Consider the following 12,448-nt stretch of genomic DNA (forward strand, 5'->3'; position numbering starts at 1 on the left):
TGAAAGGCCGACTTCTCAATTCTGCTTTGGCTGCTGACTCGGCTGCGATTTTGGATCGAGCTGAATCTGGACACGGCCACCGCAGCTTTCAAGCTCTGCCTGACCAGTCGCCATGTGCACGGTCAACTGGCAGCCGGTAAAGACGTTCGGTCCATCGGTCAGCACGACCTTCTTGCCCGTCAGGATAAAGACCTGCGAAGTCATATCGAAATTGCCGTCATCCGCCGTCGCCGTCTGCGTACCCGAGGTGAGGTAGACCTTATCGGTCACCAGGATCTTGTCGATATCGGCGCTGCCCGAAGCAAGCGAGCTCGTCTGTTCCGCCGCGGTCTGGGCCGGCTGGGCGGCAGGTGCTGCAGCGCCGCCGGTTTGGGGCTGCTTCGCCTTGTCCTTGTAATAGACCGTCATCTTGCCGGCCTGCATCGTCGTGGTGCCCTGAACGACCTTGACGTCGCCGGTGAAGAGCGCCGTGTGTTCCTGATCATGGATTTCAAGCTTGTTGCTTTCAATCTGGATCGGCTGATCGCTCGAAAGCTTCATGCCCGGCATCGTCGTCGACTGGGCGGCCGCCCCCGCGACCGACAGGACGAGCGCAAACGCGCCAGTGATGAAAACTACGCCAGTCTTACGCGTTGAAATGCGACAATCTTTTGTCATTTGACCCGGCTCTTTAGGTGCCCTGTTTATGGATGGTGGATGATTCAACATTCATGCGAACATTCCCCTCGAATGTGATCACCCGCCCCTTATCTGTTATATTGAGGGTCTGCGCAACAATCGAAGTATTGTCCTTGGTAATTCTGACGGGATCGTCCGTCGACATGTTTCCGCCCTTGATATCAAGGTGAGCAGACTGAAAATTCGCAACGAGACCGCTGCTCAAAACGAGCGTGAAAGGCGCCGTCATGTGCAGCTTGTCGGTCGCACGATTGAAATCAGCGGTTGCCGCCGTAACGCGGGCGATCAGGCCGTCATTCATCGGCACGGCAGCCTTGATCGTCTCCAGCGTTATCAAGTCGGGATTCCGGATATCTTGCAGCGCGCGCTCGGCAAGCATGGAATAGTTGATGCCATCGGAATTGCGCCCGGCGATCGCCGGCTTTTCCATCACGACTTTGCCGTTTTCGATTTTGGCACCTTCGATCTTGATGGTTTCCGGCAGGTAGGTTCGGATCACCGATACGGCGATGAAGATAAGAGAAATAGCGAGGGCCGTGACCGGCAGCAAAAACTTCAGGCGGCGGACACGCATGGAATGGAACCGGGCAAGGCCATAGGCGCTGTCCTTAGGTCCCGCGTAGGCGGGCGTCCCATTGTTCCTGAGGGTATTGAGCATATGCCTGGTCCATGTGTGATGATCGTGCCGCTTATATAGCAATGCCGGGCGCCAATCACAGTTCGTTTCGCATTATTACATTGGCTTGCCAATATGGATTTTTTTCTGCAACAAGCAACTAAACCGAAAATAGCAGGTTTCCGGACATTTTCACGACGGAGCTCGCGCCTTATCTCCCCAGCGGCGGAAAACCGCCCGTTGGGTTTCGTCTTTGGAGGTTGAAATGGACAGCTCGATCATCGCAGACCGCCGGCTGCTGCGCCGCAGGCTTGGCTTTTGGCGCCTTGTCGCGGTCGTGCTGCTGGTTGCGCTCGGCTTTGCGCTTTATAATTTTGCCTTCAGCGAAAGCAGTACGGCGCGGCCCCATATCGCCCATGTCACGATCTCCGGCTTGATTACCGATGATGACGAGCTGCTCGAGCGGCTGGAAAAGATCAAGGACAATGACCAGGCGAAGGCAGTCGTGATCTCAATCTCCTCGCCGGGCGGAACGACCTATGGCGGCGAAAAGATATTCAAGGCGATCCGGGCGATCGCGGAGAAGAAGCCCGTCGTCTCGGACGTCAGGACACTCGCCGCGTCCGCGGGCTACATGATCGCAACGGCAGGCGACACCATCATCGCCGGCGAAAGCTCCATCACCGGTTCGATCGGCGTCATCTTTCAGTATCCGCAAGTCCAGCCGCTGCTCGAAAAGCTCGGAGTCTCGCTGCAGGAGATCAAATCCTCGCCGCTCAAGGCCGAGCCCTCGCCGTTCCACGACACCAGCGAGGAAGCCAAGACCATGATCCGCAGCATGGTTCTCGACAGCTATGACTGGTTCGTCAACCTTGTTGCCGACCGGCGCAAATTGCCGCACGACGAGGCGCTGAAGCTTGCCGACGGCACGATCTATACGGGCCGGCAGGCGCTCAAGGTGAAACTCATCGACGCCGTGGGTGGAGAACCGGAAATCCGCGCCTATCTGACCACGCGAAACGTCAGCAACAACCTGCCCATGGTCGATTGGGACAAGAAGAGCAACACGCCCTTCCTGCTCGCGGGGGCTGTTTCGCGGTTGATTACGATCCTCGGTTATGGTGATCTTGTCAAAGGCCAGGATCTGAACGGCATCCTGCCCCCAAAGTTGCTCCTTGACGGGCTGCTTTCAGTTTGGCAGGTTGGCCAGGATTGAATAAGAAATCAATAATTTAAGGGGGCGACCGTGATCAAGTCCGAATTGGTGCAGATTGTTGCGGCACGCAATCCGCATCTCTACCACCGCGATGTGGAAAATATCGTCAACGCGGTCCTCGACGAGATCACTGATGCGCTTGCCGCCGGCAACCGCGTCGAGCTGCGTGGCTTCGGCGCATTTTCGGTCAAGAACCGCCCGTCCCGTTCCGGCCGCAACCCGCGCACTGGTGATACGGTATTCGTCGAGGAGAAGTGGGTTCCCTTCTTCAAGACCGGCAAGGAACTGCGCGAGCGCCTGAACCCCGGACAGGCGGACGAAGAGGATTGATCCTCACAATCGGCTATCAAGCCACACTTGAACTTTGCCGCCGCGCTTCTATTCTGGCGTCCGTGAAGCTTGCCTTCGCCAAACCGGCGCGGAGAACGACATGACCACGAAGATCATCAACCTTTTGATTTTGCTGCCGCTTGGCGTCATCTTGATCATCTTCTGCGTCGCCAACCGGCAGAGTGTCACGCTCGCCTTCAATCCGTTTCGGCCGGAAGATCAGGTTCTATCCTTCGCCGCGCCCTTCTTCGTGTTCCTGCTGATCGCGTTCATCATCGGCATGCTCGTCGGTTCGGCTGTAACCTGGTTCAACCAGGGCAAGCACCGCAAACGTGCGCGTGTTGAAGCCAAGGAAGCGATTCGCTGGCAAGGCGAAGCAGACCGCCACAAGACGCGGGCGGAAGAGATCGCCGGCCAGCTGCCCTCGCGATAATCACTTCTATTCCGCTGAAGCCGGAGCAAAACTCAGCTCCTCATAATCGCCTTCGGTCGAAGCGCCCCTGCCGGTGACCTGAAAGCCATGCGCCAGATAGAAAGCTTTGGCGCGGCGGTTGTTGACGAGGCATTTCAGCCGATATCTGTGCTTTGGCCAGGCGGGCAGCGATTGCAGCAACGCCGTTCCCGCGCCCTTGCCTTGAAATTCAGGCAAGACGTAAAGCATATGGATGAAATCATCCGCCGCCCAGATCGAGATGAAGCCGGCTATTTTCCCATTGGGTGCCTCGCAGACGGAAACGACTTCGCCATTCGTATGGGCGGAAAAATCCTCGCGATGAAACTTGCCGGGATCGACCCAAGTGAACGTCTGGCGCCGAACGGTCAGATAGATGTCGGAAAGCTGCATCGCGTCTTCGGGGCGGTTTGGTCGTATTTTCCAGGTCATCGGTCTTGCGTAAAAGGGATTATCGGGGATGCCAAGTCTTCGAGACCAAGTCTCGAGCTAGCCTGCAGCCTTTTCGACGACCGCAGCATTGAAATTTCCCCAGAAGCGGCGCGCGAGCTTTTCCAGCGTGGCGCGGATCAACCGGCTGCCGAACTCGGCGATCCGCCCGCCCGTATCGCCGTCGGCTTCATAGCGCAGAAGGGTATGCAGGCCCTCATCGACCAAGATAACATCGGCCTCACCTTTGGCGAAGCCGGCTATGCCGCCCCGCCCTTCCGCCGCGATAGTGTAGCTGCGCGGGGCATCGACATTTGAAAGCCTGATTTCGCCGTTGAAGGTCACTGAAAACAGCCCGAAGCCGACCTTGACGGTTGCCAGGAATTGCGTGGGCGACAGCTTTTCCACGCTCTGGCAGCCCGGAATGCACTGCTTGATGATTTCCGGATCGTTCATCGCCGCCCACACGACATCCCGCGGCGCGGCGATGCGCTCCTCCCCGATCAGATCCATCGGCAGTTCCTCATTTCCATCACCGGACCATATCATAATTGGAAAGCGCTTTGCCAAGGTCGGACGGGATGCTATTTGCACTGGCTCAATTGAATTCAGGACGCGGAAGACCACGTTGAAACAAAGAGAACGCCGGCCCGGAGTAAAGACGGCCTCAGGTCCGTCCGGCGGGCGCCGCACCGATGCGCGGCCGGCAAAACCGGAAAAACCTGCAGCAAAGGCAACGCCTGCGCGGGAACAGCGCCCACCGGCAGCGGTTCCGGCCGCAATCGAACGTCCGTTGACGGTCCGTACGGGCGACCGGCCGGTCGAGCGCGTGCCTGTCATGCTCGAATCCACAGGCGCAGGCGATTTTCATCTGATCGACAGCGGCAACGGCCAGAAGCTTGAGCAATACGGCCCCTACCGGATCATCCGACCAGAGGGGCAGGCGCTGTGGCAGCCGTCGCTACCCACCCATGTCTGGGAAAAGGTCGATGCGGTCTTCACTGGTGATACGGATGAAGAAGGCACTGGTCGCTGGCGCTTTCCCAAAGAAGCGCTCGGAGAGACCTGGCCGCTCAACCTGCTCGGCGTCGATTTTTTCGGCCGTTTCACCTCCTTCCGGCACGTTGGTGTCTTTCCAGAGCAGATCATGCATTGGAGCTGGATGAAGCAACACATCGAAAGCGCCGGCCGGCCGTTGAAGGTGCTGAACCTCTTCGGCTACACCGGTGTTGCCTCGCTGGTTGCCGCGGCTGCCGGTGCAGAGGTGACCCATGTCGACGCCTCAAAGAAGGCGATCGGCTGGGCGCGCGAGAACCAGGCGCTGGGGCGTATGGAAAAACTGCCAATCCGCTGGATCTGCGAGGATGCGATGAAATTTATCCTGCGCGAGGAGCGTCGCGGCAGCCGGTACGACATCATCCTCACCGATCCGCCGAAATTCGGCCGCGGGCCGAATGGCGAGGTCTGGCACCTCTTTGAACATCTGCCTGTGATGCTCGACATCTGCCGGGAGATCCTGTCGCCGAAAGCGCTCGGCCTCGTGCTGACGGCCTATTCGATCCGGGCGAGCTTCTATTCCATTCACGAGCTGATGCGCGAGACGATGCGGGGCGCAGGCGGCGTGGTCGAATCGGGCGAGCTCGTGATCCGCGAGGCTGGGCTCGACGGCAAGACGCCGGGCCGAGCCCTCTCCACCTCCCTCTTTTCCCGCTGGGTACCGAAATGAACGAATTTCACGATCGCGGCCCCCGCAGGGTCGGGCAGGTGAAGGAAGTCACCTCGCTCGCCAATCCGATCATCAAAGACATCAAGGCGCTGACCAACAAGAAGTCGCGCGAGGAGAGCGGCACGTTCATGGCCGAAGGCCTGAAGCTCGTCATCGATGCGATCGAGCTCGGCTGGACGATCCGCACGCTCGTCTATGCCAAGGCGGCAAAAGGCAAGCCGCTGGTCGAACAGATGGCGGCGAAGACCGTTGCGTCAGGCGGGCTGGTCCTTGAAGTCAACGAGAAGGTGCTCTCTTCGATCACGCGGCGCGACAATCCGCAGATGGTGGTCGGCATATTCGAAACACGCTGGGCAAAGCTCAAGGATATCCGGCCGAAGGAAGGCGAAACCTGGGTGACACTGGACCGCGTGCGCGATCCCGGCAATCTCGGAACGATCATCCGTACTGCCGATGCGGCCGGCGCCTCCGGCGTCATCCTCGTCGGCGAGACAACCGATCCCTTCTCGCTGGAAACGGTGCGCGCCACGATGGGTTCGGTCTTTGCCGTTCCCGTCGCCCACGCAACGGCCGAGGAATTCATCGCCTGGAAGAAGCAGGCCGGCGTTTCGGTCGTTGCGACCCACCTTGCCGGCTCTGTCGACTATCGCACGATTGACTACAAGAAGAAGCCGGTCGTGCTGCTGATGGGCAACGAGCAATCCGGCCTGCCGGACCGGCTTGCCAAGGAAGCGGATGCGCTTGCCCGTATTCCCCAGCAAGGCCGCGCCGATTCTCTCAATCTGGCCGTTGCCACCGCCGTCATGCTTTTTGAGGCACGCCGCCATCTCCTCTCACTGTCCGAGGGCAAATGACCGACCAGACGACCGTGCGCCCGGCACTCTTCTCACGACCTCTGCCGATCCTGATCTTCATCGTGGTCGCCGTCATCCTCGATCAGATCGTCAAGATCGCCGTCGACCACTATTTGCCGCTGCAGGAAGCCGTGCCTGTCATTCCGATGCTGGCGCTCTACCGCACCTATAATCTCGGCGTCGCGTTCTCGATGCTGTCAGGCATGGATGGATGGTTCATTGTCGGCATGCGGCTGATCATCGTCGCCTTCGTACTCTATCTGTGGCATCGCACGGCCAAGGACCGGTGGCTCGCGCATCTCGGTTATGCGCTGATCATTGCCGGCGCAATCGGTAATCTGATCGATCGTTTCGCCTATGGACATGTGATCGACTACATCCTCTTCCATACGGAAACCTGGTCATTCGCCGTCTTCAATCTTGCCGACAGTTTCATCACCGTGGGGGCGGGATGTGTCATTGTCGACGAGATGCTGCAAAAGCCAAAAAAGGCGGATCGCTAAATTTTTAGCGGATTCCTGAAAACATTCGGAACGGGCGATATGTTAGCTGATCCGCATGCAGAGTATGGCGCAGTTTCAGGAACGATTGTCCGCTGCATTCGGCGGAGCCGCCGTCAGGTCTGATCGAGACCGGACGACGAGCCAGTCGGCGTCGCCAATTCCTCTTCACTCCCGTCACCCGCTGCTCTTTCACTGGCTTGGCGGGGCGGGCCTGCTGGCGGCGATCCTGCTATTGCTTCTCTCCCATTGGAGCGGATCGCTTCTGGCCAGCCTCGGTGTCATCCTGCTTGCCGCCATCGCCGGCTATCTTGCCGTTCTTTTCGGAAATGGACACAGACAGCGCGGCCGTGGTCCGGAATTATTGGAACACGCAGATGCAACGGGCCTTCTGGGGACTGTCCATGACGTGCTCGGCGATATTGTCGTCACCCGCATGATGGACAGGCGCATCATCGGCGCCAACGAAACCTTCCGTAACCTGACGGGTCGTGCAAAACCCGAAGGTCAGACCTGCGAAGAGATCGGCCTCGCCTTCCGCCCCGGTCCGCAGCCGCATCGTTACGACGTGGAGATTTCAACGCCCGCCGGACAGCGCATCTTCCTCTGGCATGATGTCGTGACTCGCGACCCCGCAACCGGGCGCTTGCTACTCCAGAGCATCGCGCGCGATGTGACCGAAGAACGACTTGCCGCCGAAAGCCGTGAGGAAGCCCGGCAAAAGGCCGAATATAACAGCGCCGCCAAGTCGCGGCTGCTCGCCACGGTCAGCCATGAAATCCGCACGCCTCTATCAGGCATCCTCGGCATGGCGCATCTGATTTCAGAGACGAAACTGACGCAGGAACAGCAGAACTATCTGACCAGTATCGGTCAGTCCGGCCATGCGCTGTCTCAGCTGGTCGAGGATCTGCTCGATTTCTCCACGATCGAGGTCGGCCGTTTCCAGCTCCGCCCGCGGTCGGAATCCCTGCGTAAACTGCTCGAGAGCGTGGTGGAAATGCTGGCTCATCGCGCTCATGAGAAGGGCATAGAGATCGGTGCGACCGTTTCTTCCGACGTGCCGGAATTTATGAGCTTCGATCCGGCGCGGCTGCGCCAAGTGCTCTTCAATGTCATCGGCAATGCCGTGAAATTCACACAGGCCGGCGGTGTCTTCATCCGTGTCTCGAGAGCCGCCAATGAATTGCTGATATCGGTGACTGATACCGGCCCCGGTATGACGGCGGAGGAGCAGGCTCGCATATTCGGAGAATTCGAGCAGGGCGGATCGCTTGCTCAAAAGAGCAACGGCACGGGCCTCGGCCTTGCGATCTCTGCCCGCATCCTGCGTGAGTTCGGCGGATCGCTGACCGTCGCAAGCGAAAGAGGCAGGGGTAGCCAGTTCACCATCCGCTTCCCGGTCGAGTTGCCGGAGGAAGACGCCACCAGCCGGAACACGCTGCTGGCTGGAAACAGCATCGTGCTGCTGGCTCCGGCGGGTGCGGCACGCACGGCGATCGCCGAGACGATTACGACGCTCGGCGGGCGCTGCCATCTGGTCGCCGGCGGCGAGGCAGCACGCGAAAGCCTGCTGTCGCTTGCCCGCGGCGGCGACCGGCCAACCGATATCATCGTCGACCACCGCATGTCCGAGGAATTCTCGCTGCATATTGCCGACCGCACGGAGATTGCGGCGCTCGGCCTGCGCAAGGTGCTGCTCGTCAATCCGGAAGAGCGCAATTCGCATTCGCTCGACCTCTTCGACGCATGGCTGATCCGGCCGCTGCGCGAACAGTCGCTGATCGACGTGCTGCGCGGGCGCATGCGTGGCATGGAGAAACGCGACGCGCTGAACGATAACCAGCCGGGCATCGGACTCTCCGTCGCCGAACGCACCGCGACAGGCGAAGGGCTCTCCATTCTGCTCGGCGAGGACGACCCGATCAACGCCATGCTGGTGCGTGTCATGCTGGAAAAGGGCGGCCATTCGGTCCGGCATGTCGAGGATTTCGAGTCTCTACTCGACCGCGCGCTCGGTGACGGCAGGCCCGACATCATCATCAGCGACCTTTCCATGCCCGGCGGCAACGGCATCGACATGCTCGGCCGCCTTCGCGGACACGAGCGGCGGCTCGATCTTCAGCCGGTTCCCGTCATCATCCTGACTGCGGACAAGAGAGACGAATCGCGGCGGCAGGTCTTGCTCAACGGTGCCAATCGCGTCATGGTAAAGCCGGTCGATCCAGTCAGGCTGCTTACCGAAGTACAGGCGGTTGTCGCTCTTTCAGCACGCCGAGCCGAGGCGCGTTGAAGCTGGGGAAACCGGCACGTTTCTTGCGTGCACGAAATTGGCATGTCACTTTCCTGTCGTATATAAGTGTTTTATGGCCTGTGATAAGCCGGAGACGGGAGAGTTGCCATGTCTGTTGACATCCTCAATTGTGACGCCACTGCCGAGGCCTCGCGGCCGTCGACGGCTGCTGCGCCGAAGGAAGGCGATGTTTTGGGCCGCATCGGCAATCTTGAGACACGCCTCGCCCGCACCGCACGCGAAATCGATGCCGCGCAGGCCGTGCGTTACCGCGTTTTTGTCGAGGAAATGAAGGCCCAGCTGCCACCGGACGCCATGCGCCGCGGACGGGACTTCGATGCCTATGACGCTTTCTGCGACCACCTTCTGGTTCTCGATCGTTCGATCGAAGGCGATGCAGAAGACCAGATCGTCGGCACCTACCGGCTGCTCAGGCAGGAAGTTGCCATGGCTAATGGCGGTTTTTACTCGGCTTCCGAATTTGCGATCGATGAGCTGATCGCACGCCATCCCGACAAGCGCTTCATGGAACTCGGCCGCTCCTGCGTGCTGCCGGAATATCGCACCAAGCGCACGGTAGAACTGCTCTGGCAGGGCAACTGGGCCTATGCACTGAAGCACGGCATGAGCGCCATGTTCGGCTGCGCCTCTTTTCCGGGTGTTCATCCGGAAAGCCACGCGCTGGCTCTTTCGTTCCTTTATCACAGCGTGCTCGCCAAGGGTGAATGGGCCGTCGGCGCCCTCCCGCATCTGGCCCGCGGCATGGACCTGATGCCGGCTGAAGGTGTCAATCCGAAGAAGGCGCTGATGGCGCTGCCGCCGCTGATCAAGGGTTACCTGCGCCTCGGCGCGATGGTTGGCTCCAGCGCGGTTGTTGATCAGGCCTTCAACACGACCGACGTGCTGATCGTGCTGCCGATCTCAAGCATTTCCGACCGCTATCTGAACTATTATGGCGCCGATGCAGGCCGTTTCGCCAGCTAATCATCCCGATGGGAATTTGATCGCTTTTGCGGGCTAGATGCGGAGCGGACCAGATGTGGTCCGCTCCGTTCTCTTGTCTTATCAGGATCCGGCAGAATAGGCCGCAATCGCGGCCATATTCACGATATCGCTATCCTTGGCACCCATCGAAGTGATCTGCACTGCCTTGTCGAAACCGACGAGGATGGGACCGATGACCGTCGAGCCACCGAGTTCCTGCAGCATCTTCGTGGAGATCGATGCCGAATGGAATGCCGGCATGACGAGGACGTTGGCAGGGCCGGAAAGGCGGCAGAAGGGATATTGCTCCATCGCCTTGCGGTTCAGGGCAACGTCAGCGGACATTTCGCCGTCATATTCAAAATCGATACGACGCCTGTCGAGGATCTTCACCGCCTCGCGGACACGCTCGGAACGTTCGCCCGAGGGGTGGCCGAAGGTGGAATAGGCGAGCATCGCCACGCGCGGCTGGTAGCCCATGCGCCGTGCAAGACCGGCTGCCTCCTCGGCAATATCGGCGAGCTCTTCGGCCGTCGGCATATCGTGAACCGCGGTATCGGCAACGAAGACGGTGCGGCCGCGGCAAAGCGCGATCGACACGCCGATCACACGATGGCCCGGTTTGTGATCGATGCAGCGGCGCACATCCTCCAGCGCAGTCGAATAGTTGCGGGTAATGCCTGTCACCATGCCGTCGGCATCGCCAAGCGCCACCATGGTCGCGGCGAAATGATTGCGGTCGTTGTGGATGAGGCGCTGCACGTCGCGATGCAGGTAGCCTTTCCGCTGCAGACGGGCATAGAGATAGTCGATATAGGCGTCGACCCTAGTCGAGATGCGGGCGTTGACGATCTCCAGACCCGGACGATTGAGATCGATACCGGCACGCTCCGCAGTCGCTCGGATCAGGTCCTCGCGGCCGAGCAGGATTGCGGTGCCGAGCTGCTGATTGGCGTAGGACATGGCAGCGCGCAGTACCTGCTCTTCCTCAGCCTCAGCAAAGACCACGCGCTTCGGATGACGGCGCACGCGCTCATAAAGGCTGGCAAGCGTGGAGGCGATCGGATCGCGGCGAGCCGAGAGCTCGCGCTTATAACCTGCCATATCGGAAATGATCTTGCGGGCGACGCCGCTTTCGATCGCTGCTTCGGCGACGGCGGCTGGAATGGCCGATATCAGGCGCGGATCGAAGGGGACTGGAATAATGTATTGAGCCCCGAAGCGCGGGCGGTTGCCCTGATAGGCGGCAGCGACATCATCGGGCACATCCTCGCGGGCGAGGCTCGCGAGCGCCTTCACGGCGGCGATCTTCATCGCGTCGTTAATGGTCGTGGCGCGGACATCGAGGGCGCCGCGGAAGATATAAGGAAAGCCCAGAACGTTATTGACTTGGTTCGGGTAATCCGAACGACCAGTCGCCATAATGGCATCGTCACGGATGCGGGAAACTTCCTCTGGCGTGATTTCCGGATCGGGATTGGCCATAGCAAAGATGATCGGCCGATCGGCCATGGAGCGGATCATCTCCTCCGAGAAGGCGCCCTTTTGCGACAGGCCGAAAACAACATCCGCACCTTTCATGGCTTCTTCCAGCGTCCGGGTATCGGTCTTTGCCGCGTGCGCCGATTTCCACTGGTTCATGCCCTCGGTGCGGCCCTGATAGATGACGCCCTTGGTATCGCAAAGGATGATGTTCTCAGGTGCAAAGCCCATCGACTTGATGAGCTCGACGCAGGCGATGGCGGCGGCGCCCGCCCCATTGCAGACGAGCTTAGTGGTCTTGAGATCGCGGCCGGTCAGTTCCAGCGCGTTGATCAGGCCGGCTGCGGCGATGATCGCCGTGCCGTGCTGGTCGTCGTGGAATACGGGAATATCCATCAACTCGCGCAAACGGCTCTCGATGACGAAGCAGTCAGGAGCCTTGATGTCTTCCAGATTGATGCCTCCAAAAGAGGGGCCGAGGAAGCGCACGCAGTTGATGAACTCGTCGACATTTTCGGTGTCGACTTCAAGGTCGATGGAATCGACATCGGCGAAACGTTTGAAGAGCACCGATTTGCCTTCCATGACCGGCTTGGAGGCAAGCGCGCCCAGATTACCGAGGCCGAGGATGGCCGTGCCGTTGGAAATGACGGCGACCATGTTGCCGCGCGTCGTATAGTCGTAGGCCGTTGCCGGATCGGTAGCGATGGCTTTGACCGGCACTGCGACACCAGGGGAATAGGCCAACGAGAGATCGCGCTGCGTCGCCATCGGCTTGGTGGGGTTGATCTCCAGCTTGCCGGGCCGGCCCATCGCGTGAAATTCAAGCGCTTCCGTGTCAGTAACAGACGTCGCCGGCCGTTCTTTCTTCTTCATATGGGACATGCCT

The 12,448-nt window shown here is 59.8% G+C and carries 13 protein-coding genes; 8 read left to right on the forward strand and 5 right to left on the reverse strand.

Annotated elements, in window-relative coordinates; all coding sequences use genetic code 11:
- Nucleotides 1–15: 15 nt before the first annotated feature.
- Both FHX08_RS15265 and lptC read right to left on the reverse strand, forming a co-directional pair.
- Nucleotides 16–657 (reverse strand): LptA/OstA family protein, encoded by a 642-nt coding sequence (locus FHX08_RS15265; RefSeq protein ID WP_132652854.1) that lies wholly within the window; start codon nucleotides 655–657, stop codon nucleotides 16–18.
- A 13-nt stretch (nucleotides 658–670) separates the two neighbouring features.
- Nucleotides 671–1,336, reverse strand: a complete 666-nt coding sequence (gene lptC, locus FHX08_RS15270; RefSeq protein WP_132652855.1) for an LPS export ABC transporter periplasmic protein LptC — start codon at nucleotides 1,334–1,336, stop codon at nucleotides 671–673.
- Between the two features lie 223 nt (nucleotides 1,337–1,559).
- Between lptC and sppA the strand changes: the two genes are divergently transcribed.
- The 3 genes from sppA to FHX08_RS15285 all read left to right on the forward strand — a co-directional run bounded on the left by sppA (nucleotide 1,560) and on the right by FHX08_RS15285 (nucleotide 3,273).
- On the forward strand, nucleotides 1,560–2,510 hold the full coding sequence (sppA, locus tag FHX08_RS15275; protein WP_132652856.1) for a signal peptide peptidase SppA: 951 nt from the start codon (nucleotides 1,560–1,562) through the stop codon (nucleotides 2,508–2,510).
- 30 nt (nucleotides 2,511–2,540) lie between these two features.
- Nucleotides 2,541–2,840: an integration host factor subunit beta gene (locus tag FHX08_RS15280; RefSeq protein WP_003544934.1), complete on the forward strand. Its 300-nt coding sequence runs from the start codon at nucleotides 2,541–2,543 to the stop codon at nucleotides 2,838–2,840.
- 100 nt (nucleotides 2,841–2,940) lie between these two features.
- The gene (locus tag FHX08_RS15285) at nucleotides 2,941–3,273 is read left to right on the forward strand and encodes a LapA family protein (protein WP_132652857.1); all 333 of its coding nucleotides are present in this window, start codon (nucleotides 2,941–2,943) and stop codon (nucleotides 3,271–3,273) included.
- 6 nt (nucleotides 3,274–3,279) lie between these two features.
- Here FHX08_RS15285 and FHX08_RS15290 read toward each other — a convergent pair whose 3' ends face one another.
- Nucleotides 3,280–3,723, reverse strand: coding sequence for a GNAT family N-acetyltransferase (locus FHX08_RS15290; protein ID WP_184327290.1), 444 nt, complete (start codon nucleotides 3,721–3,723; stop codon nucleotides 3,280–3,282).
- 57 nt (nucleotides 3,724–3,780) lie between these two features.
- Nucleotides 3,781–4,233 carry a CoxG family protein gene (locus FHX08_RS15295; protein ID WP_132652859.1) on the reverse strand — a complete coding sequence of 151 codons (453 nt, stop codon included), beginning with the start codon at nucleotides 4,231–4,233 and terminating at the stop codon, nucleotides 3,781–3,783.
- A 115-nt stretch (nucleotides 4,234–4,348) separates the two neighbouring features.
- On the opposite strand from FHX08_RS15295, the gene FHX08_RS15300 reads away from it, so the two are divergent.
- The 5 genes from FHX08_RS15300 to FHX08_RS15320 all read left to right on the forward strand — a co-directional run bounded on the left by FHX08_RS15300 (nucleotide 4,349) and on the right by FHX08_RS15320 (nucleotide 10,077).
- A complete protein-coding gene (locus tag FHX08_RS15300; protein ID WP_132652860.1) occupies nucleotides 4,349–5,446 on the forward strand; it encodes a class I SAM-dependent methyltransferase in 1,098 nt (365 codons plus the stop codon).
- Nucleotides 5,443–6,300 (forward strand): TrmH family RNA methyltransferase, encoded by an 858-nt coding sequence (locus FHX08_RS15305; protein WP_132652861.1) that lies wholly within the window; start codon nucleotides 5,443–5,445, stop codon nucleotides 6,298–6,300. The genes FHX08_RS15300 and FHX08_RS15305 overlap by 4 nt, the downstream gene beginning before the upstream one ends.
- Nucleotides 6,297–6,803, forward strand: coding sequence for a signal peptidase II (gene lspA / locus FHX08_RS15310; protein WP_132652862.1), 507 nt, complete (start codon nucleotides 6,297–6,299; stop codon nucleotides 6,801–6,803). The genes FHX08_RS15305 and lspA overlap by 4 nt, the downstream gene beginning before the upstream one ends.
- A 262-nt stretch (nucleotides 6,804–7,065) precedes the next feature.
- Nucleotides 7,066–9,093, forward strand: coding sequence for a hybrid sensor histidine kinase/response regulator (locus tag FHX08_RS15315; protein WP_409527407.1), 2,028 nt, complete (start codon nucleotides 7,066–7,068; stop codon nucleotides 9,091–9,093).
- 108 nt (nucleotides 9,094–9,201) lie between these two features.
- Entirely contained in the window at nucleotides 9,202–10,077 is an 876-nt protein-coding gene (locus FHX08_RS15320; protein WP_132652864.1) for a GNAT family N-acetyltransferase, read from the forward strand.
- Nucleotides 10,078–10,158: 81 nt separating this feature from the next.
- Here FHX08_RS15320 and FHX08_RS15325 read toward each other — a convergent pair whose 3' ends face one another.
- Entirely contained in the window at nucleotides 10,159–12,444 is a 2,286-nt protein-coding gene (locus FHX08_RS15325; protein ID WP_132652865.1) for an NADP-dependent malic enzyme, read from the reverse strand.
- Nucleotides 12,445–12,448: the final 4 nt, after the last annotated feature.

Source organism: Rhizobium sp. BK529, from assembly GCF_014194105.1.
Classification (GTDB): Bacteria; Pseudomonadota; Alphaproteobacteria; order Rhizobiales; family Rhizobiaceae; genus Rhizobium.